The sequence below is a fragment of the Natronospira proteinivora genome (genome assembly GCF_024170465.1).
Classification (GTDB): domain Bacteria; phylum Pseudomonadota; class Gammaproteobacteria; order Natronospirales; family Natronospiraceae; genus Natronospira; species Natronospira proteinivora.
The window spans coordinates 1,190,691-1,215,607 of the sequence record NZ_JALJYF010000001.1 but is presented as its reverse complement, the minus strand read 5'-3'; the positions used below and the strand labels follow the sequence as shown (position 1 = coordinate 1,215,607).

The following is a 24,917-nucleotide window of genomic DNA, read 5'->3' as shown; positions in this document are numbered from 1 at the left end:
GGTAGGTTCGGATTTGGAGGCCATAATCCACAGCACTTGGGACGCAGCCCGGCGCTGGTACAATAAGTCACTGATTTTTCCTTGATTAGGGAGTTGAACCGTGACTCAGCGTTTTCGAGACGTGGAATTGCATGCGCCGATGGGGGCAGCGAAGAGTTGTAAGGGCTGGGTTCAGGAAGCCGCATTGCGGATGCTGCACAATAATCTGGATCCAGCGGTTGCAGAGAACCCTAAGGAACTGGTGGTTTATGGCGGTATTGGCCGAGCAGCACGGAACTGGGAATGTTTTGATGCCATCGTCGATACCCTTAAACGCCTGGAGGATGATGAAACCCTACTGATTCAGTCCGGCAAGCCGGTGGGCGTGTTCCGGACCCATGAGTCGGCTCCCCGCGTCTTGATCGCCAATTCCAACCTGGTACCCAAATGGGCGAATTGGGATCATTTCCATGAGCTGGATAAGCAGGGCCTGATGATGTACGGGCAAATGACGGCTGGCTCCTGGATTTATATCGGTTCTCAGGGGATTGTTCAGGGTACTTATGAAACCTTTGCCGAAGCGGTTCGCCAGCATTTCAAGGGAGACCCGGCCGGGCGTTGGCTGCTTACTGGCGGTCTGGGCGGTATGGGCGGGGCCCAGCCCATGGCTGCCTCTATTGCCGGCCTGGCTTCCATCTCGGTTGAGGTGGATGTCAGCCGGATCAACAAGCGTCTGGAAACCGGCTATCTGGACTGCCGTGCGGACAGCCTGGATGAGGCCTTTGCCTTGCTGGATGAGGCGCTGGAAGAAGGTGAAGCCCGTTCCATCGGTCTCTTGGGCAACGCTGCCGAAGTCTTTCCCCAGATTCTGGCCGGCAATCGATATCCCGATCTTGTGACTGACCAAACCTCGGCCCATGATCCCCTGAATGGCTATATTCCGGTGGGTTATTCCCTGGAAGAGGCGGCAAAGCTGCGGGAGCAGGATGCCCGGGCCTACGTTGAAAAATCCAAGGCTTCCATGGCTGCCCAGGTTCAAGCGATGCTCGGCTTCCATGAGAAAGGCGTGCCTGCTTTCGATTACGGCAACAATATCCGGGCCATGGCCCAGGATGCCGGTGTTGAGAATGCCTTTGATTTCAAGGGCTTTGTGCCGCTGTATATCCGGCCTCGATTCTGTGAGGGGGTGGGGCCCTTCCGTTGGGTGGCACTGTCGGGGGATCCAGAGGATATCGACAAGACCGACAAGAAGGTCAAGGAGTTGTTTCCCGAAAATACGGAGCTGATGCGTTGGATGGATGCGGCGGCCGAGCGAATCCAGTTTCAGGGTTTGCCCTCCCGGATCTGCTGGGTGGGCTATCGGGAGCGGGACCAGCTGGGCCTGGCCTTCAACGAAATGGTTCGCAAGGGCGAGCTCAAGGCACCGATCGTTATCGGTCGGGACCATCTGGATTCCGGTTCGGTGGCTTCGCCCAACCGGGAGACCGAAGGCATGGCGGATGGGAGTGATGCGGTGGCGGACTGGCCTCTGCTAAACGCCATGCTGAATACCGCCGGGGGCGCCTCCTGGGTAAGCCTCCACCACGGTGGGGGTGTGGGCATGGGCTATTCCATTCATTCCGGTGTGGTGATCGTGGCGGACGGCAGTGAGCGGGCAGAGAAAGCCTTGTCCCGGGTGCTTGTGAATGATCCGGGCAGTGGCGTCATGCGTCATGCCGATGCCGGTTATGAGCACGCCAAGGCCATTGCCCGGGAGCGGGGCGTGGATATGCCCATGCTGGATCGGTGATGGCCTCCCGGCCTCGCTTTACCTGGATGTTGTCTGCCCTGGCAGGCATGGCCTTGCTGGCTGCCTGCGCCAGCTGGCCGGAGGGACAGGGCGGCCAATCCGGTGGAGAAGGGGGTGGCCTGTTGAACTGGCCGGGGCCGGTGGTGGACAGCCGCGAGGTAGCACGTAGCGGGGCCTTGAGTTGGCCGGAGGGGCCAGAGGCAGAGGCACCGCCGTCGATGCCTGCAGAACCTGGTGACGGCTCAGCGGTGGTTCAGGCGGCCCTGTCCGTCAAGGGGCGGCCTTATCGACTCGGTGCCAATGGGCCCAGGGCCTTTGATTGCAGTGGCTTGGTGGAGTATGCCTATCGCCAGGCCGGTATCCAGGTGCCCCGAACCACCACCCGGCAGTTTCGGGAGGCCCAGCCGGTGGATCGGACAAATATGCGAGAAGGTGATGTGATCTTCTTCGCGGTGGATGGAATCAGTATCAGCCATGTGGGAATCTACGGAGGGAATGGACGTTTTCTGCATTCTCCGTCGCCGGGTAGCCGCGTATCCTGGGCCAGCCTGGAAAAACAATACTGGGCCTCCCGCTTTGCGGGTGTGGGCCGATTTGACTAGTCACTCCGCTATTTTGCCTTGATCGGAAATCAGCGGCCAGAGGAGCGATTGCGCATTTTCGTTCCTGTCAGTCGCCGATATTGCCGCTTGATCCAACGGCCACTGCGCTCCATCCAGGTACGATGCAGATAACGTTGATCCCGTGGGGAGCAGTCTTCCAGCCGTCGGCGGTATTTGTGCTTGACCCAGGCATTGAGATCAAAGCGGCGGGCCACGTTGAACAGAAAGTTATTGATGGGGTGCCACCCCCCCCGTCGGCGTAGCGTGGCGACCCCGAAATCTATCAAGTAGGGCTGGTCGTTTGGCGTCACCAAAATGTTGTCCTTGCGCTTGAGATCCGCATGCCCCACGCCCCGGGCATGCATTCGACGAATGATCCCCAGAAATGTTTCGTAGAATTTTTCCCGCTGACGAAGACTGGCCTCCCTCAGACAATCCCCTTCAATGAAATCCAGTACCAGAAAACGGTTGTTCAGCAGTCCGTAACAGCGAGGGATGCCGTCAATATGCTGCAGGCGTTCATAGACCCGGGCTTCATGTCGGAGCATGCGAGCTGATAGCCAGGAATAGGGCCACCAGCGGGGTGGAACCTTTACCACCAGCTGATACTTTTCATCCCGATAGAGAAGAACCTGACCCTGATAGCCCTTGGAGAGATGGTGGCGGTTTTCCCGACGGGCCGTGGTGGCCCAGTCCACCAAGTGTTTTTCGAAGCTTTCCGGAAGTATGGTCTCAGTCATGCCGGCAGGGCGAGGTCAGAGGACGACCAGATGCCAGCCGCAATAGATGACGTAGGCAATGATAAGTGGTTCGCCATTGCTCATCAGGCTTTGTCGAAGCGACCAGCCTCCGAAACGGAAGCCCCGACCCTGGAAGCGGGGTAGTAGGGCTCGGGTGTTGGCAGACCATTGCTCCCATTGATCCCCGAATAGTTGCCGTAGCTTGCGGTCTTCGTAGGAAATGGCGGTGGGATAGTAGAACCAGAGGAAAGCCAGCATTACCGGCACTGACCACCAAAGCTGGGATGCGATACAGAAACCTGCTAGAAGCAGAATATTGCCAACATAGAGGGGGTGGCGGACATAGGCATAGGGTCCATCAGTGGCCAATTCCTTGTTTTTCTTTACATGGCCGGAGGCCCAAAGACGGATCAGCATGCCCACTGTGGCAGTACCAAAACCGACCCAGTAGAACGCCGGCCATTGGCCATCCGCAAACACCGCCAGGACCAGAATATAGGCCAATGCCAGTAATTGTCTCGACGCCTCGTGGTAGCGCATTTCACGAATGAAATGGTGGACGGCGTTGCGAGCCTCGGGTAGATGGCTGGTTCTATGGGACATGACTTAGGCCTGACTGGCGGAAAATTGGGAATACTACCTTAACTGGCTGTAGGGGGCTAGTCATATGGCCCGTCAGACCCGGCCGGAGTGACCCCGGCCGGGACCAAGCAATGTGCTTTTTAGTCGTCTCCATTGTCGTCGTCGTTCTCAAAATGAGCTTCGGTAGACTCGTCTTCCTCGATCTCTACATCGAGACTCATCAGGAATTCGATGTCATTGTCCTCAATGGGATTATCCCAGCCGGCATCGCAGGTGAATGCGGCGGTATACTCGCCCGGAGGCAGGAAGCCGAAGGAATAACGATAGTCCCCGTTTGAAGTGTTGAGTGAAACCAGAGCCGAGGTCAAGGGTGGGTTTTCGCTGCCTTCACTCCCGGTCTCGGCTTCATGGCCTTCATAAAGGTAAACGGCCGGGGTGCATTCATCCAAGTTGGCCCAGTCGTCCCGAACCCGGCCCTGAAGTGTTCCCACGATATCGTTGTCCACCAGTCGCAGTTCTGGGCGAAGGATGTAGTCGTCACCAGCATTGTTGGGTTTTAGCAAAGATTTGCGCAGATCGAAGTCGACCGTGAACTCCAGAATGCCTTGCTCGGCGATTTCAAATCCCTGAGATGTTTTCAATCCTTCGCGGTATTCTTCTGGAAGGTGCAGGGGGTGTTGACCTCCATCTTCCATTTCCACAAATGAATCCATGTCGCCCGGCTCGGCAAGAATATCCAGTCGAAGCCATTCGTACTCACCCGCGAGGATCGATGCGTCGCGGAGCAAGCGTTCTGAATTTGTACCTTGCAGCCTTAGTAAATCGATCTGACGGGGTTCGTCCAACTCTATTCGTTCCAGATCACCATTTTCGTGCTGCAGCTCCACAGCAGTAAAGGTGACATAGACGGCGGCAGCTTCATCCACGGGAGCGTCGGTCACATAGACGGAGATCAAGCCCGTGTCGTTTTGGGCTCCATCAAAACAGGCGGCCAGGCCAAGGCAGGCGGTCAGACTCAGGGTGGTGTATAGAATCTTGATCATGTCTCGAAGGCTCCTGTGGGGGGGGTGCCCCTCACGCATTAATGGGGTTGTTGATATTCCACTGTGAAAAAGACACTTCTTTCCCGCCCTGGGAAATAGCGATAATTGCCGAATGCGTAATCTGGCCGTTCCGCATAGGCCCGGTCCGTCAGGTTATGAATGCGGGTATGAAAGGTCCAGTTCTCGCTGAGCTGTTGCCGGGACTTGAGCGAAAAAATTGTGTGCCCATGGTAGCGATGTTCATTGGCTGCATCCAGGTAGTGACTACCCAGATAATTGGCGCCCAATTCCAGGTTCATGCCTGGGTTCAGTTGCCAGCTTAAGCGGGCGGAGCCCAGGTGACGGGGGGCGCCGTCCACTTCATCCCCGCGATGGATGGGCTCCCCGTCCTGACGGTCGAAGGCCCAGGTGTGGCGGGCCGATGTGGCATTGGCCGCCAGACTCAGCTGTTCACTGAGTTGCCAGTGCAGGTCCACTTCCACACCCCGGTGCCGGGTGGCCCCATCACTCACATTGAATCCTTCGGCATCTCGATAGATGAAATTGTCCTTTTCCATGTAATAGGCTACCAGTTCGTACCGTACATCGCCGAGATGGCCCCGACTCCCCAGTTCCAGTGAATCCATGGCCTCGGGCTCCAGATCCGCCACGGTCTGACCACTTTGCAGGCGGTAGAGTTCGGTGGCCTGGGGGGCCCGGTAGCCCTGGGCAACGCGGGTGAAGAGGGTGTGTTGACCACTGAGCTGGTGTGTCAGCCCCAGATTGAAAGTGCTGGTGGTGAAACTGTCCGAGCGGTCTTCGGGCCGGGTGTAAAGGCAGCCTCCCATGCCACAGGGGGTTCCATCCGCCCGGTTGTTTCCGGCTTCCAGGTTATTGCGGTAATCGTAACCCAGGTATTCCAGCCGTCCCCCGGCCTCCACGGCCCAGCGCTGTCCCAGGGGATGGTGATGCTGGAGGTAGGCGGCCACCAGCCAAGCATCCACATCATAATCGTAATGAGCGCCTGGTGGGCGGGTCTCCCGCAGAAAGTCGTTATCGTCTTCCACCTCCCCATCCTGGTACTGGCTGAGATCGCTTTCGGTGTATTCCAGGTCCAGGCCCAGATTGAGGCGTCCCGGACCGAGGCTCGTCTCAATCCGGCTCATCAGCCCCAGGCTTTGTTGGCTATTATGTTCCAGGGGCTGGCCGGGCAGAAAGTGCTGAAGAAAGTCCATCTCCGTATTGCGGAAATACGGCGTGAGTTCCAATTCCGTGTCGGATGCCAATGGTGCTTGCCAGCGAGCGGCCAGGCGTTGCGCTTCGACCTTTCTGAAGGCTTCCGGGTTGTCGTTGTCTCTGGGGCGTGTTCGATAACTGTCCTGCCCTTCAACGTAGCCGGCAGTGTCCTGGTCCAGCCAGCTGCCGGCAAACAGCCACTGCAGTTCGCCGGCCCCCAGGGTGGTGTGATAACGGGCATTGAGCTTCTGCTGGCTGACCCCGGAGTCATCCCGCCAGCCCCCGTCCTCGGTGAGCAGTGTGCTGACCCGCCAGCGCTGCTGGTCTTGATCAGAGAGCGAGGCGCCGGCGCGATAGTAAGCGTCCGGTCCGGCTTCCAGGGAAAATTGTCGTGGCGAGCCGTCGGCCGGATCACGGCTCAGGATATTGATGGTACCGTGTAGGGTGTTGGAGCCATAAAGGGCATTGGCCGGACCCCGGATGACCTCGATGCCCGCCGCCTGTTCGGAATTGACTTCAAACAGGCCGTTCACATTGCAAAAGCCGGCGGCTCGAATGGGAATGCCATCCTCCAGAAACTGGAAGGCACCGCAGGCGCCAGGGCCGGTCAGTACCGGCGAGCGGATGGCGGTGAGATGCTCCTGACCACTGTTGCTGGTGATCCAGCTGCCGGGAATGCGAAAACTGAGTTCGCTGATGTGGCGGTGACCCACCCGCTCAATCTCCTCCTGTTCCAGGCGAGCGACGGACGCAGGCTCCTGGGCCAGCAGTCGTTCACTGCGGGTCGTGGTGGTAATGACACGATCCAGGTCAATGGCCTCGTTTCCATCGTTTTCTATCGGCGCTTGCTCGGCGAGGAGGGTACCGGGCGCGGCCAGGGTTAGAGTGGTCAGAAGCAGACTGGACAATCTTGCTTGTGGTTTCATACCTCGGGCAGACCTCGAAGGGCGTCGGCTAGTTCCTCGATATCACCGTCCATTCGACGGTCACCGGTATGGGCGGGCACGATGTCCCGGATCCAGCTCAGCAGCTTCTGCAGTTCCATCGTGGTCTTGAGGGGTGACTGCAGTTCCACGGCTCGGGAAGCCGTCAGCAGCTCAATGGCCAGGATTCGCGCCAGGTTGTCGCAGAGACGGGTCAGCTTCAGGCCAGCCCAGGGCGCCATGCTGACGTGGTCCTCCTGGCCGGCCGAAGTGGAGATGGAATCCACCGAGGCGGGATGGGCCAGGGTCTTGTTTTCCGAGGCAAGGGCTGCGGCGGTGACATGGGTGATCATGAAGCCGCTCTCCACTCCGGCTTCTTCGGTCAGAAACAGGGGCAGATCGGGATTGACGCCGCGTACCAGGCAGTCACTGCGGCGCTCGGAAATGCTGCCCAGTTCGGCGGCGGCAATGGCCAGGAAATCAGAGATCATGGCGATGGGTTCGGCATGGAAATTCCCCCCGGAAATCACTTCCTCTTCAAAAATCAGGGGGTTGTCCGAGACACCATTGAGTTCGCATTCCAGGATCCGGTGGGCATGATCCAGGGTATCCCGGGCTGCGCCGAAGACCTGGGGCATGCAGCGCAGCGCATAGGGATCCTGCACGCGGGTGCAATTACGGTGGTTCTCACGGATTTCGCTGTCAGTCAGCCATTCCCGCAGGGCCTCGGCGGCCCGGATCTGGCCGGGCATGCGGCGCACGGCGTGCAGGCGCGCATCAAAGGGGCTGTAGCTACCTGCCAGACCTTCCACGCTCAGGGCCCCGGCGGCCACCGATGCCTGCCAGAGGGCTTCCAGATGGAACAGGCCCTCGATGGAGAGGCTGGCGGACAGCTGGGTACCGTTTAGCAAGGCCAGCCCTTCCTTGGCCTGCAGCACCACCGGCTCCCGGTCCACCACGGCGAGTACATCGCGCCCCTCGATGACTTCCCCCTGGTGCAGGGCCTCACCCTCACCGATCAAGGCCAGGGCCAAATGGGCCAGTGGGGCGAGATCGCCGGAGGCACCCACGGAGCCGCGTTCGGGGATCAGGGGCAGTACATCGGCGTTCAATAAATCCAGCAGGGTGTCCACCACATCCGCCCGAATACCGGAGCAGCCCACGGCCAGGGCATTGGCCTTGAGCAGCATCAGGCGGCGGGTCAGGGCCGGGGACAGGGTATCGCCCACCCCGCAGCTGTGGCTGCGGACCAGGTTGTACTGAAGCTGAACCACCTTGTCCCGGGATATGCGCTTGCGAGCCAGGGCACCAAAACCGGTATTGATGCCGTAGCTGGTGCGTTCCTCGTCGATGACCTTTTGAACGGCATCCACCGATTGCTGCATCTTCTCCCGGGCCTGATCCGCCAGTTTCACCGGCCCGGGATCGGCTTCCCAGGCCTGCAGCTGTTTCAGGGTCAGGGATTCGCCATCAAGTATTAACGCTTCATTGCTCACGCGGGCTGTCCTCCAATATAAATCCGCTCGGGGCGAATGCCGCCGAGTTGGTAAACCAGGAATTCCGGACCGGGCATGTCCCAGAGGGTCAAGTCCGCCTGCTTGCCCACTTCTATACTGCCATGGTGTTCAAGTTCGCCCATGGCGCGCGCCGCGTTGAGGGTGACCCCCAGCAGAATCTCTTCGGCGGTCATGCCGAAGAAGATGGCGGCCATGTGCATGGCGGCCTGCAGACTGACCACTGGTGAGGAGCCGGGATTGATGTCGGTGGAAACGGCCATGGGCACCCCGGCATCGCGGAATCCGGCGATGGGGGGTAGCTTGGTTTCCCGCAGAAAGTAAAAGGCGCCTGGCAGCAGGACGGCGGCGGTTCCGTGCTCGGCCATGGCCTTGATATCGGCGGCTTCGGTGTATTCCAGGTGATCGCAGGACAGGGCCCCCAGTTCGGCGGCCCGGCGGGTGGCGGCCATATTGGAGAGTTGATCGGTGTGGGCCCGCAGTCGAAGGCCGCCGTCCCGGGCCTTGGTAAACAGTCGCTCCATGTCTTCGACGGTGAAGGCGATCTTTTCCACGTAGATATCGCAGGTCTCGGCCAGGCCTTCCTGGATGACGGCAGGCAGGGTGGTGTCCACCAGTTCATCCATATAGGCTTCCCGGCCCCGGTCCTTGGGAATGGAGTGTGCCCCCAGGAAGGTGGGGGAGAGCTTGACTGCCGTTTCCCGGTCCAGATGCCGGATGGCCCTGAGCATCTTGAGTTCATTGGCCGTATCCAGGCCGTAGCCGCTTTTGGCCTCCATCAGGGTCACCCCCTCGGCTTGCATGGCATTGACCCGGGCCAGGCTTTGGGCCACCAGTTCTTCCTCACTGGCCTCGCGTACGGCGCTCACGGTGGATAGAATGCCGCCACCGGAGCGGGCAATTTCCTCGTAACTGGCCCCTTCCAGCTTGCGGGCGTGCTCATCCATTCGGTGACCGGCGTAGAGCACATGGGTGTGACAATCCACCAGCCCGGGCATGAGCACGCGGCCATGGGCATCCACCGTATCCAGGGCCGAGGCGTCGTCGGGCACCCCGAGAGCGGCGATGCGCCCGTCCTGGACAGCGATACTGTCATACTCGGCCTGCTGGATGGAGCCGGCCATTGGATATACTCTCGCGTTCCTGATGATCAGGTCGTACACGGCAACTCCTTGAACTGAAACAGGGAAGCGGACATGACTCAGCGACTCACCTTCCGTCATATCCTGACACCGCAGGGGATGTTAAACGACTGCGCCGTCGTCGTCAGCTCAAGCGGGCGAATCCAGGCCATTGATCAGCTGGATGCCAGCCGGAAAACGCTGGATTACGACGGCTGGCTGGCCCTGCCAGGCATCCCCAATGCCCACAGCCACGCCTTTCAGCGGGCCATGAGCGGTTTCGGTGAAAAACCCGCCGGCGAAGACTCCTTCTGGAGCTGGCGGGATCATATGTATCGCCTGGCTGCGGCGGTGACCCCGGAGCAGATGCGCATTATCGCAGAATGGGTGTTTTCCGAAATGCTGTTGGGTGGTTTTACCCGGGTGGCGGAGTTTCATTATCTTCATCACGATCCGACAGGTGCCCGGGGGCCGGAGATGGCTCGAGCGGTGGCGGAAGCCGCCGCAACGGTGGGCATCGATCTCAAGTTGCTGCCGGTCTACTACCAGACCGGCGGCTTTGACCAGGCGCCGGGGGAGGGTCAGAAGCGCTTTGTGCATCGGAATGTCGAGGAATTCATGGGCCTGCTGGAGCAGCTGGCCGATCTGGCCCCGGGCGTGGCGCCCCATTCCCTGCGCGCGGTACCACCTGAGCTCTTGAAGGACTTGGTCAGTGCGTCCCGCCAGGCCCTGGGGCCGGATATTCCCATCCATATCCATGTGGCCGAACAACGCAAGGAAGTGATGGACTGCCAGGCCCGCCACGGCCGGGCCCCGCTGACCGTATTGGCGGACCATGTTGAGCTGGATGCCCACTGGAACCTGGTCCATGCCACCCATGCTGGTCCCGATGAATTGCGCCGCATCCATGAACGAGGGGCCCGGGTGGTGATCTGTCCATTGACCGAAGCCTATCTGGGGGACGGCTTTTTCCCAGCGGTGGAATACCTGCGCTTGGGTGGTGGCCTAGCCATCGGTTCGGACAGTAACTGCCGGGTGGATGCCGTGGAAGAGTTGCGCCTGCTGGAGTATGGTCAGCGCCTGCGCCGGGAGCGGCGTCTACTGTTGGCCGATGATAGCGGCATTGGTGCCGCTCTTTGGCAGATGGCGGCTACCGCTGGCGCCCGTGCCCTGGGTGAAGATCCGGCGGGTGAAGATGAATTTGCCGGCGCCATTCAGCCCGGCGCCCGGGCCGATCTGGTGGTGCTGGACCCGGACAGCCCGGCTCTGGCCGGGCATGGGTCGGAGACGGCCCTGGATGCCCTGCTTATCGGCGGCAACCGGGATGCCATTGCCGATGTCTATGTGGCCGGACGCCGTCATGTGCAGGCCGGTTCCATGGAAGGGGTCGAGGAGCGCCGCCGGGCCTTTGCCCAGGTGGTTCGCAGCATCTATCAATAAACGCCGAGAAGAACGGAAAACAAGGGGAGGCCAGAATGAGTGATCAATCGGATCCGGATAGCCCGTTTATCATTCGCGAAGCGAGTGGGGAAGCGGTGCCTTTGGTGGTGAGTATTCCTCACACCGGGGTGAGGGTGCCGGAGGGTGTATCCCGTTTCTTTGCCCAGCCCAAGATGCATGCCTTGCCCAATACCGATTGGCATCTTCATGAACTCTACGATTTCCTGCCGGAACTGGGTGTAACCACCATCCATGCGGTTTTCAGCCGCTTCGTGGTGGACCTAAACCGGCCCCCGGAAAACAAGCCGCTTTATCCGGGGCGTTTTGAAACCGGACTGGTGCCCAACCATACCTTTCACGGAGAGGATATCTGGACCCATCCCCCGGATGCGGAGGAGATCGAGCGCCGTCGTCAGCTCTACCATGCCCCTTACCATGCCAAGCTCCAGGCGCTGCTCGAATCCACCCGGGAACGGTTCGGCCGGGCGGTATTGATCGACGCCCATAGCATCATGTCGGCGCCGACGCAGATTAACGACGAGTTGCTCAACGATATCTATCTGGGCGACCAGGAAGGCCGGACCTGCGGTGAATGGCTGGTAGGTGGTTTGCAGTCCGGTTTTGAAGCGGCCGGGCTTCGGGTGGTTCGCAACTACCCCTTCAAGGGGGGGTATATCACCCGCCATTACGGGGCCATGGAGCAGGTCGAGGCCTGCCAGATTGAAATGGCGCAGCGGGTCTATATGAACGAGGAAGACCCGGAGAATGGCCCTCAGCACGAGCGTTTTGATCAGACTCGCCAGATCCTGAGAGCCGTGGTTGAGCGTTTGATCCAGTCCATGGATTAATCATCCGCTGTCTCTGAACCAGAGCAGCCCCGCCGTTGAAGTCGGGGCTGCTCGTTTATCAACCGGGGTCCGAGCCCGGCGAACCAGATGCAGCCCTTGGGCTTTATTCCGGTTTCACAAACTTCAAGGTCATGCGGTCGGACTCGCCGATGGATCGATAGTGGTCTTCACAGTCGGTTTTTTCCGCACCATCCAGGTCGCGACAGGCGCGCATGCTGGGTGGCAAGGTCCAGACACCGTATTCATGATCCTTGCTGTCCCGGGGATTGGCATTGGTCTCGCTCCGGTCCTGAAGCCGGAAACCCACTCGTTCCGCCAGCTCGATCACATAGTCTTCCGGTACATAACCGCTGCGTGCGGTTTCGCTGGCATCCTGGCCCGCTTCGGCCCGGTGCTGAACCACGCCGAAGGTGCCGCCGGGTTGCAGGACTTCCAGCACGGCCCGAAAGACGGACTCGGCGACATCGTCATTGACCCAGCCATGCAGATTGCGGAAGGTGACCACCATGTCCGCTGAATTGGGCTCTCCCAGGCTGGCCTTGCGGGGCGGATCAAAAGCCACTATTTCCACCGGGCCATACAAGTCCGGGTCCTCGGCCAGTTTCTCCAGGTAGGCCTTGCCGATTCGGGCCTGATATTCCACCTCCGATTCGGTATCGAAGCTGGCTGCTACCAGACGTCCGTTTTCGTTCAGGGTTGGGGCCAGTACTTCGGTGTACCAGCCGCCGCCCGGCCATAATTCCACCACTTTCATGTCCTGCCGGAGCCCGAAGAAATCCAGGGTCTCCACGGGATTGCGGGCACTATTACGCGCCCGGTTCGACTCGGAGCGATGCGCGCCCTCCGCGGCCTCCGTCAGGGCATCCCGGGTGGCTTCCCGTTGTTCGCCGTCGGTGGGGGTTGTTGGTGCACAGGCGGCCAGCCCAATAAAGCCGAGCAGGCCGATTATCACGGAATATCTTGTTTGCATTGCATTGACTCCTGTCAATGGAGTTGCCGGAAGGGGAGGCGGTTTCCGATCGTCTCCCGGGCCCCATGCCGGCCAGGCGGTATGGGGTCCAAATAGATCAGTCTGTTAGCATACCGCTTTTGGGACAATTCCGGCAGGGTGCCGGTCCATCCAGACCGTCAAGCGAGAGGCCGTTCATGGCGATCAAAAAATTCCAGCTGGTGCTGCAATCCACGCGCATGATCACACCCCGGGTGAAGGAGCTGACCTTTACTCGCGCCGATGGGGAAGTCATTGATTATATCCCCGGGCAGTTCCTCACCATGCATATGCCCCATGAAAACGACATGCTCCGGCGAAGTTACAGCATTTCTTCCATTCCGGAAGAGGCCGAGGCTACCGCCATCTCAATTGCGGTGACCCATGTGGATGGTGGGCGTGCCACCGAGAAGTTGTTTTCCATGGAGCACGGGGACTCGGTGGATGCGGTGGGGCCCTTTGGCCGCTTCATCCTGCGGGACGATCCCCCCTGCCGTTATCTCCTGATTGGCACCGGTACTGGCGTAACCCCCTATCGCGCCATGCTGCCGGAGCTGGAGCGGCGGATCGATCTGGAGGATTTCAAAGTGGAGCTGTTCTTGGGTGTGAGGAACCCCGAGGAGCTGCTGTACGGGGGAGATTTCAGGCATTTCGCCGAGAAGCACGATGGCTTCAACTTCCACGCCGTCTATAGCCGGGTCATGCCGGAACAGCCCAGCGCCTTTGACCACAAGGGCTATGTGCAGGATCAGCTGGATACGGTGAATCCGGATCCGGAGCGGGATATTGTCTATCTCTGCGGCAACCCGGAGATGATCGATCTGGCCGCCACGCGCTTGAAAGAAGCCGGTTTCCCGGTTCAGAACATCCGGCGAGAGAAGTACATCTCTTCGAATTAAGCGCTACGAGCAGCGAGCTAATAAAGGGGCTTCGTGGAATGGCGGGGAGCATTAGGATGATTCGCAACCCGGTTGCCCACCACGCGAACCCAAAGAATGCCTAAAGTGAGGTTTGACGAGGCCTCTACATTGGCAAGCTAATCGAAGTCGACGCCAGCTCACCCCAACCACTGCTTTAATTCAGGAGGATCGAGTGCAGGGTGGGACTGGCCAGGGCTGTGCGCGACAGGGATGTCGCGCACAGAGCCCCAGGGATGGGTCCATGCGTCCCTGGACAGTTCCACCCTGTGCTCGAGCCGTGATATTAAACAGATAACAACACCCTAAGCTGGCTTTAGTTGGAGCGGCCCGAAAAATCGCTAAGGTGCGATGCCCGGACCTTGCCCTATTCCAATGTTGAGCAGTCTTTCTATGGCTGAATGCCAGAATGCAATTCACATCTAAACCCTACGAGGCGAATCAGACTTTGCCAGCCGGGGGAATAAATTTCTTTCAGAGCTTCACGGCTCGATCACATGGTGGGATGTTCCCGGGACGCTGTGAATCCATCCCTGAGACGCTCTGGGCGCGACATCCTTGTCGCGCACAGCCCTGGAACATCCCACCATGCGCTCGATCCTCCAGACTGAAAGTAGTGGGGGGGGATGAGTTAGCTTGGGCTTCGTTCGAATTGCTGAGATCGACAGTTCCCGATCGGGATCGGCCTCATCACTTCCCCGCAATTCCACGAAGACCCAAAAAAGGCCGCAGCGTATGCTGCGGCCTTTTTATTTTCAGCTTGGGGCTTGTAGCTTGAAGCTTGCAGCTTAACTCGCCAGTTTCCGGTATTTGATTCGGTGAGGCTGGTCGGCATCCGCACCCAGGCGTTTTTTCTTGTCGTCCTCGTACTCGGCATAGTTGCCTTCGAACCACTCCACCTGGCTGTCGCCTTCAAAGGCCAGGATATGGGTGGCGATCCGGTCCAGGAACCAGCGATCATGCGAAATCACCACCGCACAGCCGGGGAAGTCCAGCAGGGCCTCTTCCAGCGCCCGCAGGGTTTCCACATCCAGATCATTGGTGGGCTCATCGAGCAGTAGCAGATTGCCGCCGGACTTGAGCAGCTTGGCCAGATGGACCCGGTTGCGCTCACCACCGGAGAGCTCCTTGATCTGCTTCTGCTGATCGGACCCCTTGAAGTTGAAACGACCCACATAGGCCCGTGACTGGGTCTGGTAGTTACCTACCTGAATGATGTCTTCGCCGCCGGAGATCTCTTCCCAGACCGACTTGTTGTCGTCTAGGGCGTCCCGGCTCTGATCCACATAGGCCAGTTCCACGGTGTCACCCACCCGGATTTCACCGCCGTCCGGTTGCTCTTCGCCGGTGATCAGGCGGAAGGTGGTGGTCTTACCGGCGCCGTTGGGACCAATAACACCCACGATGCCGCCCGGGGGCAGGTTGAAGCTCAGATCATCAAACAGTAGTTGATCGCCAAAGGCCTTTTTGACCCCATTGGCTTCCACCACCAGATCCCCCAGGCGCGGGCCCGGCGGAATATACAGGGACTTGGTCTCGTTGCGCTTCTGGAATTCCTGGCTGGAGAGTTCCTCGAAGCGCTTGAGTCGTGCCTTGGACTTGGCCGCGCGGCCCTTGGGATTCTGGCGGACCCACTCCAGCTCGGCCTGCATGGCCTTGCGCTGGGCGGTCTCCTGCTTTTCTTCCAGCTCCAGCCGCTTTTCCTTCTGTTCCAGCCAGGAGGAGTAGTTGCCTTCCCAGGGAATCCCATGGCCCCGGTCCAGTTCCAGAATCCAGCCGGCCACATTGTCCAGGAAGTAGCGATCGTGAGTGACCGCCACCACAGTGCCCGGGTATTCCTCCAGGAAGCGCTCCAGCCAGGCCACGGATTCGGCGTCCAGGTGGTTGGTGGGCTCATCCAGCAGCAGCATGTCGGGAGCGGACAGCAGCAGGCGGCAGAGGGCCACCCGGCGTTTTTCACCCCCGGATAGCTTGGTCACATCCGCATCCCAGGGCGGCAGACGCAAGGCGTCGGCGGCCTGCTCCAGTTGGCGTTCCAGGTTCCAGGCATTGGCCGAATCGATCTTGTCCTGAAGCTCGGCCTGCTTGGTCATCAGGGCCTCGAAGTCGGCATCCGGATCGGCCATCTGTTCGGAGACGGCATTGAAGTCATCTACCAGGGCCTTGACCTCGGCCACGCCTTCTTCCACGTTGCCGCGGACGTCTTTCTCGGGATCCAGCTCCGGTTCCTGGGAGAGATAGCCGATCTTGATACCGGGCTGGGGCCGGGCCTCGCCCTCAATCTCGGTGTCGATACCAGCCATGATCCGCAGCAAAGTGGATTTGCCCGACCCGTTCAGGCCCAGCACACCGATCTTGGCGCCGGGGAAGAAGGACAGGGAAATATCGCGCAGGATCTGTTTTTTCGGGGGAACAATCTTGCTCACCCGGTTCATCGTGTAAACGTATTGAGCCATGGTTCTCGCCAGGAAATGTCGGGAATGGAATGTGGCCCGGGATTATCCGGGACTAACACCAGAGCTTCAAGCCTCAAGCTACAAGCTACAAGCGCATCATTAGGTTTTTAGGACTCCGAGTCTGTCGAGAACGTCCTACCGTCGGACCGAGATCGACATGGAAAGGCGTGAATTCCGCCGGGTTTGCTTGTAGCTTGAGGCTTGTAGCTTGAGGCTTGTAGCTTGAGACTGTCCCGAAGGGCCTTCACCGGATGGGCGGTTCCCCGTATTCGTTGGCATCCGGATCATGGGTGGATTGGAAGGCCTCCACGCTGGCGGCGGCTTCCCGGGCGCTTTCGAAGCGGGCGATATGAAAGAGGGCCTCGCCTTCATAGGCCAGGGGCAGTTCCGAGCGGCCAATGAGGACCCCTGAGGCGGGAGCGTGCATCTCTGTTTGGCTTTCACCGAAGGGGTCGGCGATGCGGCCGAGCACCTGGCCCTTTTTAACGTGGGCGCCCAGGGCCAGGTTCATGCGCACGATGCCGCTGGCCGGGGCCCGGACCCAGAGGCTGGAACGGGCCACCACCGGTTGTTTCTGGGTCTTTCTGCGACGGGTGGGGCTGAGCATATCCAGCTTGCGCATGACATTGATGACACCGCGCTCACCCGCCCGGATAGAAACTTCGTCAAAACGCAGGGCTTCGCCGGCCTCGTAGAGCAGGGTCTTGATCCCCTTGGCCGAGGCTTGTTCCCGCAAGGAGCCTTCCCGCAGATCTGAGCTCATCATCACCGGGGCACCGAAGGCCTCGGCCAGTTCCATGACTTCCGGGTCATCCAGGTTGGCACGGATCTGGGGCAGATTGGAGCGGTGGATGGCCGCGGTGTGCAGATCAATACCGTAATTGGCCTTGGAGACGATCTCCCGCATGAAAAGATGGGCCTGGCGGGCCGCCAGGGAGCCCCGTTCGCTCCCCGGGAAGTTGCGATTCAGGTCACGGCGGTCCGGCAGATAGCGGGACATGTGAAGCACGCCCAGGACATTCACCATGGGGACCGCAATCAGGGTCCCCTTAAGCCGTTGCAGGTGGCGGCGCAGCAGGACGCGGCGGATGATCTCGATGCCGTTGAGCTCATCACCATGGACGGCCGCAGAGACGAACAGGGTCGGCCCCGGGCGTTTACCATGGACCACGTGCACCGGCATGGTGATGGGGTTGTGGGTATAGAGCTGGCCCAGCGGCAGATCAATGGTCTCCCGGCTGCCGGGTTTGACCTGGGTGTTTCCAATCCGAATGGACGCGCGTGGCATGGTTGCTGTCTCGGTTTAGCCGCGCCCGCGGGTGCGGGTCTTGCCGGCCTTGGCGTTTTTTTCCATGAATTCGATGACTTTGCCGGCGATGTCCTTGCCGGTGGCCCGTTCAATACCTTCCAGGCCGGGGGAGGAGTTGACTTCCATCACCACCGGTCCGTGGTTGGAGCGAAGAATATCCACCCCGGCCACATTCAGGCCCATGATGCGGGCCGCGCGCACTGCCGTGGAGCGTTCTTCCGGCGTAATACGAATAACCTCGGCGCTGCCGCCCCGGTGGATGTTCGAGCGGAATTCGCCTTCCTTGGCCTGGCGTTTCATGGAGGCCACCACCTTGCCGCCGATCACGAAACAGCGAATATCCGAACCCCCGGCTTCCTTAATGAATTCCTGGACCAGGAAGTGGGCGTGCAGGCCGCGAAAGGCATCAATCACCGATTCCGCTGCCTTGCGGGTCTCGGCCAACACCACCCCGACCCCTTGGGTGCCCTCGGTGAGCTTGATCACCACCGGGTGGCCGCCCACCAGTCGCAGCAGGTCCTGGGTGTCGTCGGGAGAATGGGCAAAGCCGGTAACAGGCATGCCAATGCCGCGCCGGGAAAGCAGCTGCAGGGAGCGCAGCTTGTCCCGGGAGCGGGAGATGGCGACGGACTCGTTCAAGGGGAATACTCCCATCATCTCGAACTGGCGCAATACCGCGGTACCGTAGAAGGTGATGGAAGCTCCGATTCTTGGAATGATTGCATCCACCGGATCCAGCTTGGAACCCTTGTAGTGGATTTCCGGATTGTGTCCGGCAATGCTCATATAGCACCGCAGGGGATCGATGACACGGACTTCATGCTCCCGTTCACGGGCAGTCTCCACCAGTCGCCGGGTGGAATAAAGGCGTGCATTGCGCGACAGCACGGCAATCTTCATAAGCGTTAGTCAGTCCTCTTCCGCAGTTTCGTCGTCGGAATCCAGATCCCCGCTGGCGGGTTCACTACAGAGAAAGGAGCGTCCCGGGTCAACCTGGAGTCGCCCCCGCATGGCCGTTCTCCCCAGCAGCATGCGGAATCGCATGATATCCCGATCAGTCAGAGTCAGCTCGATGGGCCACTCTTGCTGGCCCAGCCGCACCGGGGTCTGAATAACCAAGCGGTCTTCTCGATGGCCACCGGAGTCGGTGACGGGTCGCTGGTCCACGATGGGTGCCTCGCAATAGATCACCTGTTCATTATCCAGCTGGCGTGGATGCATGCCGAAGCGAACCCAGGGCGCGCCATTGTGCTGGAAACGGTCCAGGTCAAAGGCATGCAGGCAGGAAGTCCGGGCGCCGGTGTCCACCTTGGCCTTGATGCGATTCAGGCCCAGTTCCGGTAGTGCGAGCCATTCCCGCCAGCCTACGGTCAGTAGCTGCTTTTGGTTGCCCCGCTTTTCACTGGCCTTGCCCAATGGCTATGATCTCGCTCTGATAATTTGGGGGTATCGTCTGAACTCAGGGCCACTATACTGGCCGCCCCCCCGACTGGGAAAGCATAGGAGAAGAGCATGCCCGATAACGCGGTTGAATCCCACTCGCAAATCCAGCTTTATGCTGATGAGCGTCTGGCCCGATATGGATTCAGTGATGGGCATCCTTTCGGCCGGGATCGACAGGCGGCTTTTTTGCGGGCTGCCGAGGATCAGGGCTTGCTGGACCGGGTTCAGCGACTGGGGGCTCGGGCGGGGGATGAATTTCAGGCCAAGCTATTTCATGACGATGACTACGTGGATTTCGTTGCCGAGCGCAGCCGGGCTGGCACGGGCTATCTGGATAGCGGTGATACCCCTGCGGAGTCCGGCATTTATGAGGCCGCGCTGGATGTGGTGGGTACGGCTGTTGCCGCTGCGGATGCCCTGATGCATGGGGATTGCCGCCGGGCTTTTTTGCCCATCGGCGGGCTTCACCACGCGGCCCGTGATGGGGCCTCGGGGTTTTGTGTCTTCAATGACTGTGGGGTTGTGATTGAGCACCTGAAGCGCCAGTACGGCCTGCAACGAGTGGCCTATGTGGACATCGACGCCCATCACGGGGATGGGGTGTATTACGGATTTGAGGACGATCCGGCGTTGATTTTTGCCGATATCCACGAAGACGGCCGCTTTCTCTTTCCCGGTACCGGGCGTGCGGGGGAAAGCGGACGGGGTGCCGCTGACGGGGCCAAGTTGAACCTGCCCCTGGCTCCGGGGGCCGGTGACCGGGAGTTCTTCGAAGCCTGGGCAGAGGTGGAGGATTTCCTGGAATCCTGGCAACCGGAATTCATTCTGCTCCAATGCGGCGCCGATCCCCTGGCGGGGGATCCCATTACCCATCTTCGCTATAGCGCCGCCGCCCATTACCACGCCAGTCTGAGTCTGGCCCGAATCGCGGATCGACACGCCCAGGGGCGCCTGCTGGCGACTGGGGGCGGTGGCTACAATCGCGAAAACATTGGCATTGCCTGGAGCGCAGTGCTGAAAGCCCTGATCGAAAGTGGATCGAGCCGCTGAACCTCCGGAGCGTGATTCCGTTCAATGGGGCCTTTATCGCTTTGCCAGGGCGCATGGCTGGGGCTCGGAGCCTGTGTCGGTTACAATGCCGCTTTACGTCAAAATCCAGAACAACCCAGTCCAGAGCAACCTAGGGAATTCGCGCCATGTTCAGCAACGACATGACCATCGCCGGTTTCGACCGAGAGCTTCACGAGGCCATGGAGGCCGAGCGCCGCCGCCAGGAAGAGCATATCGAGCTGATTGCCTCGGAAAACTATGCCAGCCCCCGGGTGATGGCGGCCCAGGGCTCAGTGCTGACCAATAAGTACGCGGAAGGTTATCCGGGCAAACGCTATTACGGTGGTTGTGAGCATGTGGACGTGGCCGAAAACCTGGCCATTGAGCGGGCCAAGCAGCTGTTCGGGGCGGATTACGCCAATGTGCAGCCCCATTCCGGCTCCCAGGCCAATGCCGCTGCCTATCTGGCCTTGATGAAGCCGGGTGATGGCCTGCTGGGCATGAGCCTGGATCATGGCGGGCATCTCACCCACGGGGCCAAGCCCAATTTTTCCGGCAAGCTCTTTGACGTGAATCAGTACGGACTGGACCCGGCCACCGGCGAGGTGGATTACGCACAGGTGGCCCAGCTGGCCAAAAAACACAAGCCTAAGGTGATTGTGGCCGGCTTCTCCGCCTATTCCCGGGTGATGGATTGGGCCCGATTCCGCGAAATTGCCGATGAGGTGGGCGCCTATCTGGTGGTGGATATGGCCCACGTCTCCGGGCTGGTGGCGGCCGGTGTTTATCCCAACCCGGTGCCTCACGCGGATGTGGTCACCAGCACCACTCACAAGACCCTGCGCGGCCCCCGGGGCGGCATCATTCTGGCCCGCAAGAACGAGGAAATCACCAAAAAGCTCCAGTCCCTGATCTTTCCCGGGACCCAGGGCGGACCCTTCATGCATGTTATTGCCGCCAAGGCCGTGGCCTTCCTGGAAGCCTTGAAGCCCGAGTTCAAGGATTACCAGCAGAAGGTGGTGGATAATGCCCGCACCCTGGCCGTGGCCTTGGCGGACAAGGGCTTCAATATTGTTTCCGGTGGCACGGATAACCATCTCTTTCTGCTGGACCTGATCGACAAGGACATCAGTGGCAAGGAAGCGGATGCTGCCCTGGGGGCGGCTAACATCACGGTGAACAAGAACACCGTGCCCAATGATCCCCGTTCTCCCTTCGTGACCAGCGGTCTGCGGATCGGCACCCCGGCGGTGACCACCCGCGGCATGGGTGAGGCGGAAATGAAGCAGTTGGCGGACTGGATGGCCCATATCCTGGAAGACGTCAACGATGAGGGCCGTATCCGGCGGGTTCGGGGCGAGGTCCAGGAACTCTGTCAGCGCTTCCCGGTTTACGAAGCGTCCGACTGAATCCCCTGACGGCAACGAGGCAGCGAAGACGGCATGCATTGCCCCTTCTGTGATCACGACGATACCCGGGTGATTGACTCCCGCCTGGCCGGCGAGGGCAGTCAGGTACGCCGGCGTCGGGAGTGTGCCCATTGCGGCGAACGCTTCACTACCTTCGAAAGTGCGGAGTTGGTGATGCCCCGGGTGGTCAAGCAGGACGGCTCACGTGTGCCCTTCGACGAGGAAAAGCTGCGGGGCGGCTTCACTCGGGCCCTGGAAAAGCGGCCGGTGGATACCGAGGCGATCGATGCTTCTCTGGCCCGCATCATGCAGCAGATTCGCGGCACCGGGGAGCGGGAAGTCCCCTCCCGCCAGATTGGCGAATGGGTCATGGAAGAGCTGCGGGGCCTGGATGAAGTGGCTTATGTGCGCTTCGCCTCGGTGTATCGCAGCTTCCAGGATGTGGATGCCTTCAGCGAGGAGATTGAACGGCTGAGGGCCACGCCCGATCCAGCTACCCGTCGTCAGCAGCTGACCCTGTTGCCGGAGGGCAGTGGCAAGCCCCGCAAGGGCTCGTCCAAGAAGCGCTCATGACTTTCTCTGCGGCCGATGTTGACGCCATGCGCCGGGCCCTGTCTCTGGCCAAGCGAGGGATCTACACCACGGAACCCAATCCGCGGGTGGGCTGTGTGCTGGTCCGGGACGATCAGATCGTGGGTGAGGGCTGGCATCAACGGGCTGGCGAGGCGCATGCCGAGGTCAATGCCCTGCAACAGGCGGGTGAGGCAGCACAGGGTGCGACCGCCTATGTCAGTCTGGAGCCCTGTTCCCATCAGGGCCGTACCGGGCCATGCTGTGTGGCCCTGGCCGAGGCCGGCGTGAAACGGGTGGTGGCCGCCGTCCAGGACCCCAATCCCGCCGTGGCTGGCAAGGGCTTGGCCTATCTGGCCGAGCAGGGAGTTGATGTGGCCCACGGCCTGTTGGCGGAGGAGGCCGAGGCCCTGAACCGGGGGTTTTTCAGCCGCATGCGGCGGGGCCGGCCCTGGTTGACGGTCAAGCTGGCGGCCAGCCTGGATGGCCGGACCGCCATGGCCAGTGGCGAAAGCCGCTGGATCAGCGGGGCGGCCTCACGGGATGATGTTCATCGGCGCCGGGCCTGGAGCTCGGTGGTGATGAGTGGCAGCGGTACGGTGCTGGCGGATAACCCGCGCCTGGATGCCCGGCTGGCCGAGCCCTGCCGCCAGCCGCGCCGCGTGATTCTGGACAGTACATTGCAGACGCCGCCGGATGCCCGCTTGTTCGAGTCGGAGGCGCCCTTACTGCTGGTCTGCGGCGAGCAGGCCTCAGAGGCGCGGGCAGCGGCTCTGGAACAGGCCGGTGCCGAGATCTGGCGTCTGAGTGGTCAGCGGCCGGATTTGCGTCAGGTACTGGAGGCATTGGCCCAAAGTCATGAGGTGAATGAGGTCATGCTGGAGGCCGGCCCGAAGCTGGCCGGTGTGGCTCTGTCGGCGGGCCTGGTGGATGAGATCTGTCTCTACCTGGCCCCGCATTTGATGGGGGATGCGGCCCGGGGACTGTTTCACCTGCCGGGCCTGGCGGCGATGGAGGATCGTGTGCCGCTGGAGATTGTTGATGTGCGCCGGCTTGGCGAGGATATTCGATTGCTGCTGCGCCCGGGTGCCGGCGGAGCAGGGGAGTAGGACAATGTTTACCGGATTGGTGGAAGGTCTGGGCAAGGTGCAGTCAATCCAGCATCAGGGGCGGGATGCCCGTCTGCTGATTGATACCCGTGGCCTGGGTTTCGAGGACGTGGCGGTCGGGGACAGCATTGCGGTGAATGGGGTCTGTTTGACCGCCCTGGACCCCAGTGCAGGCGGCTTTGCCGCTGATGTATCTGGGGAGAGCCTGTCGCTGACCAGCTTGGGGGCACTCTCCAGCGGAGATAAGGTGAATCTGGAACGGTCCCTGACCCCGGCCAGCCGCATGGGCGGGCATTTCGTCACCGGTCATGTGGATGGCCTGGCCCGTTGCAGCGAGCGTCGCCGGGATGGTGGATCCTGGCGTTTTGCCTTTGAGCTCCCGCCCCAGCTGAGTCGCTATGTGGCCCGCAAGGGTTCCATTGCCGTGGATGGCATCAGCCTGACCGTCAATGCCGTCAGCGGGAACCGTTTTGAGGTGAACATCATCCCCCACACCCTCGAGCAAACCAATCTGGGCGGCTGTCAGGTGGGCAGTCGGGTGAATATCGAGATTGATCTGGTGGCCCGCTATCTGGAACGGCTCATGGGCCTGGATGCTCGTGGCCCGGATGGTGACTGGCGGGACGATTTATTGGCCGGAAAGTCATGAACAGGCACTGTGGGCGGTCAAGCGCCGCAGTTCACGGTACACCCCTATCTGTCGATGAGGCGAGATGAGTACTGAATTCAACAATATCGATGAAATTCTGGAAGACCTGGCCGCGGGCAAGATGGTCATCATGGTGGATGACGAGGACCGGGAGAATGAAGGCGATCTCATGATGCTTTCAGAGCGGGTCACACCGGAAGACATTAATTTCATGGCCCGTTATGGCCGTGGCCTGATCTGCGTCACCCTGACCCGGGAGCGTTGCCAGCAACTGCGCCTGCCCCTGATGGTGAGCGAGAACGATGCCTCCTTCGGCACCAACTTCACGGTCTCGGTGGAGGCGGCCGAAGGGGTAACCACCGGCATCTCCGCCCACGACCGGGCTCGCACTGTACAGGTGGCCGTGGATCCGGAGTCCAAGCCCGAGGACCTGGTTCAGCCGGGGCATATCTTTCCCATCATGGCCCAGCCCGGTGGCGTGCTGACCCGGGCCGGGCATACCGAAGCCGGCTGTGACCTGGGCCGCCTGAGTGGCGCCATTCCCTCCTGTACCATCGTGGAGATCCTGAATGAAGACGGCACCATGGCGCGCCGCCCGGATCTGGAGCGCTTTGCCGCCGAGCACAATCTCAAGATCGGCACCATTGCCGATTTGATTCGTCATCGCATGGACAATGAACACACGGTGGAGCGGATTTACAGCCGCAAGGTACCCACCGAGTTCGGCGAGTTCGATTTGCATGCCTATGAGGATCATCTGCACAAGACTGTGCATGTGGCCCTGACACGCGGTGACATCGACCCTGAGACCGCAGTGCCGGTACGGGTGCATTTGCAGGATACTCTGGGCGATGTGGTGGGCATTCAGTGGCAGTCCATGGGCTGGCCGCTGCGTAACGCCATGCAAAAGATTGCCCGGGATGGCGGGGTGCTGGTGATTCTGCGGCCCGAGGACAACCCCCGTGATCTGATTGAACGATTGCAGCATGGGCCGGACTTGCCCGAGCCCGACGAGGCGCCGGGTGATGACGGGGCCACCGTGCTCAGAACCTATGGCATTGGCGCCCAGATCCTGGCCGATCTGGGTGTCCGCAAGATGAAGGTGCTCTCGGCGCCGAAACGCATGCAGGGCATCTCCGGGTTCGGACTGGAAGTGGTGGAGTACGTGGGCACCGGGGATTAAAGGAACGCTTTCCGAGGCGGGGAGATGATCGGTTCCTG

At 60.6% G+C, this 24,917-nt stretch carries 22 protein-coding genes; 11 read left to right on the top strand and 11 right to left on the bottom strand.

Features of this window, described 5'->3' with window-relative positions:
* Nucleotides 1–100: 100 nt before the first annotated feature.
* Both hutU and J2T60_RS05745 read left to right on the top strand, forming a co-directional pair.
* Complete coding sequence (gene hutU / locus J2T60_RS05750) at nt 101–1,768, top strand: urocanate hydratase (protein ID WP_253446632.1); 1,668 nt, start codon at nt 101–103, stop codon at nt 1,766–1,768.
* Nucleotides 1,768–2,370 (top strand): C40 family peptidase, encoded by a 603-nt coding sequence (locus J2T60_RS05745; protein WP_253446629.1) that lies wholly within the window; start codon nt 1,768–1,770, stop codon nt 2,368–2,370. Before hutU ends, J2T60_RS05745 begins: the two co-directional genes overlap by 1 nt.
* A gap of 29 nt (nt 2,371–2,399) precedes the next feature.
* On the opposite strand, the gene J2T60_RS05740 is transcribed toward J2T60_RS05745, so the two are convergent.
* From J2T60_RS05740 to hutI, 6 genes are all read right to left on the bottom strand, one after another.
* On the bottom strand, nt 2,400–3,110 hold the full coding sequence (locus J2T60_RS05740) for a serine/threonine-protein kinase (protein WP_253446626.1): 711 nt from the start codon (nt 3,108–3,110) through the stop codon (nt 2,400–2,402).
* A 15-nt stretch (nt 3,111–3,125) separates the two neighbouring features.
* Nucleotides 3,126–3,713 (bottom strand): methyltransferase family protein, encoded by a 588-nt coding sequence (locus J2T60_RS05735; RefSeq protein ID WP_253446623.1) that lies wholly within the window; start codon nt 3,711–3,713, stop codon nt 3,126–3,128.
* 119 nt (nt 3,714–3,832) lie between these two features.
* A complete protein-coding gene (locus J2T60_RS05730) occupies nt 3,833–4,735 on the bottom strand; it encodes a DUF4382 domain-containing protein (RefSeq protein WP_253446621.1) in 903 nt (300 codons plus the stop codon).
* 38 nt (nt 4,736–4,773) lie between these two features.
* The gene (locus J2T60_RS05725; RefSeq protein ID WP_253446614.1) at nt 4,774–6,876 is read right to left on the bottom strand and encodes a TonB-dependent receptor; all 2,103 of its coding nucleotides are present in this window, start codon (nt 6,874–6,876) and stop codon (nt 4,774–4,776) included.
* A complete protein-coding gene (gene hutH / locus J2T60_RS05720; protein ID WP_253446612.1) occupies nt 6,873–8,369 on the bottom strand; it encodes a histidine ammonia-lyase in 1,497 nt (498 codons plus the stop codon). Before hutH ends, J2T60_RS05725 begins: the two co-directional genes overlap by 4 nt.
* Complete coding sequence (hutI, locus tag J2T60_RS05715; protein WP_253446610.1) at nt 8,366–9,511, bottom strand: imidazolonepropionase; 1,146 nt, start codon at nt 9,509–9,511, stop codon at nt 8,366–8,368. Before hutI ends, hutH begins: the two co-directional genes overlap by 4 nt.
* Nucleotides 9,512–9,583: 72 nt before the next feature.
* Here hutI and hutF point away from each other — a divergent pair, with 72 nt between their 5' ends.
* Nucleotides 9,584–10,948, top strand: coding sequence for a formimidoylglutamate deiminase (gene hutF / locus J2T60_RS05710; RefSeq protein ID WP_253446609.1), 1,365 nt, complete (start codon nt 9,584–9,586; stop codon nt 10,946–10,948).
* Nucleotides 10,949–10,983: 35 nt separating this feature from the next.
* Nucleotides 10,984–11,796, top strand: coding sequence for an N-formylglutamate amidohydrolase (locus tag J2T60_RS05705; RefSeq protein WP_253446606.1), 813 nt, complete (start codon nt 10,984–10,986; stop codon nt 11,794–11,796).
* Between the two features lie 103 nt (nt 11,797–11,899).
* On the opposite strand, the gene J2T60_RS05700 is transcribed toward J2T60_RS05705, so the two are convergent.
* Nucleotides 11,900–12,766 carry a class I SAM-dependent methyltransferase gene (locus J2T60_RS05700; protein ID WP_253446603.1) on the bottom strand — a complete coding sequence of 289 codons (867 nt, stop codon included), beginning with the start codon at nt 12,764–12,766 and terminating at the stop codon, nt 11,900–11,902.
* A gap of 176 nt (nt 12,767–12,942) precedes the next feature.
* Between J2T60_RS05700 and J2T60_RS05695 the strand changes: the two genes are divergently transcribed.
* On the top strand, nt 12,943–13,683 hold the full coding sequence (locus tag J2T60_RS05695) for an FAD-binding oxidoreductase (RefSeq protein WP_253446600.1): 741 nt from the start codon (nt 12,943–12,945) through the stop codon (nt 13,681–13,683).
* 806 nt (nt 13,684–14,489) lie between these two features.
* Here J2T60_RS05695 and ettA read toward each other — a convergent pair.
* From ettA to J2T60_RS05675, 4 genes are all read right to left on the bottom strand, one after another.
* Nucleotides 14,490–16,157 carry an energy-dependent translational throttle protein EttA gene (ettA, locus tag J2T60_RS05690; RefSeq protein ID WP_253446597.1) on the bottom strand — a complete coding sequence of 556 codons (1,668 nt, stop codon included), beginning with the start codon at nt 16,155–16,157 and terminating at the stop codon, nt 14,490–14,492.
* 244 nt (nt 16,158–16,401) lie between these two features.
* Nucleotides 16,402–17,445: a succinylglutamate desuccinylase/aspartoacylase family protein gene (locus J2T60_RS05685; RefSeq protein WP_253446594.1), complete on the bottom strand. Its 1,044-nt coding sequence runs from the start codon at nt 17,443–17,445 to the stop codon at nt 16,402–16,404.
* Nucleotides 17,446–17,460: 15 nt separating this feature from the next.
* Entirely contained in the window at nt 17,461–18,366 is a 906-nt protein-coding gene (gene rimK / locus J2T60_RS05680) for a 30S ribosomal protein S6--L-glutamate ligase (protein WP_253446591.1), read from the bottom strand.
* Between the two features lie 9 nt (nt 18,367–18,375).
* Complete coding sequence (locus J2T60_RS05675; protein WP_253446589.1) at nt 18,376–18,882, bottom strand: ATP-dependent zinc protease family protein; 507 nt, start codon at nt 18,880–18,882, stop codon at nt 18,376–18,378.
* 96 nt (nt 18,883–18,978) lie between these two features.
* On the opposite strand from J2T60_RS05675, the gene J2T60_RS05670 reads away from it, so the two are divergent.
* The 6 genes from J2T60_RS05670 (at nt 18,979) to ribBA (ending at nt 24,879) form a co-directional block, all read left to right on the top strand.
* Nucleotides 18,979–19,959, top strand: a complete 981-nt coding sequence (locus J2T60_RS05670; RefSeq protein WP_253446586.1) for an arginase family protein — start codon at nt 18,979–18,981, stop codon at nt 19,957–19,959.
* A 146-nt stretch (nt 19,960–20,105) separates the two neighbouring features.
* Nucleotides 20,106–21,368 (top strand): serine hydroxymethyltransferase, encoded by a 1,263-nt coding sequence (glyA, locus tag J2T60_RS05665; protein WP_253446583.1) that lies wholly within the window; start codon nt 20,106–20,108, stop codon nt 21,366–21,368.
* A gap of 33 nt (nt 21,369–21,401) precedes the next feature.
* The gene (gene nrdR, locus J2T60_RS05660; protein WP_253446580.1) at nt 21,402–21,941 is read left to right on the top strand and encodes a transcriptional regulator NrdR; all 540 of its coding nucleotides are present in this window, start codon (nt 21,402–21,404) and stop codon (nt 21,939–21,941) included.
* The gene (gene ribD / locus J2T60_RS05655) at nt 21,938–23,047 is read left to right on the top strand and encodes a bifunctional diaminohydroxyphosphoribosylaminopyrimidine deaminase/5-amino-6-(5-phosphoribosylamino)uracil reductase RibD (protein WP_253446577.1); all 1,110 of its coding nucleotides are present in this window, start codon (nt 21,938–21,940) and stop codon (nt 23,045–23,047) included. Before nrdR ends, ribD begins: the two co-directional genes overlap by 4 nt.
* Nucleotides 23,048–23,051: 4 nt before the next feature.
* Nucleotides 23,052–23,696 carry a riboflavin synthase gene (locus J2T60_RS05650; RefSeq protein ID WP_253446574.1) on the top strand — a complete coding sequence of 215 codons (645 nt, stop codon included), beginning with the start codon at nt 23,052–23,054 and terminating at the stop codon, nt 23,694–23,696.
* 64 nt (nt 23,697–23,760) lie between these two features.
* Nucleotides 23,761–24,879: a bifunctional 3,4-dihydroxy-2-butanone-4-phosphate synthase/GTP cyclohydrolase II gene (gene ribBA / locus J2T60_RS05645; protein ID WP_253446571.1), complete on the top strand. Its 1,119-nt coding sequence runs from the start codon at nt 23,761–23,763 to the stop codon at nt 24,877–24,879.
* Nucleotides 24,880–24,917 lie beyond the last annotated feature (38 nt).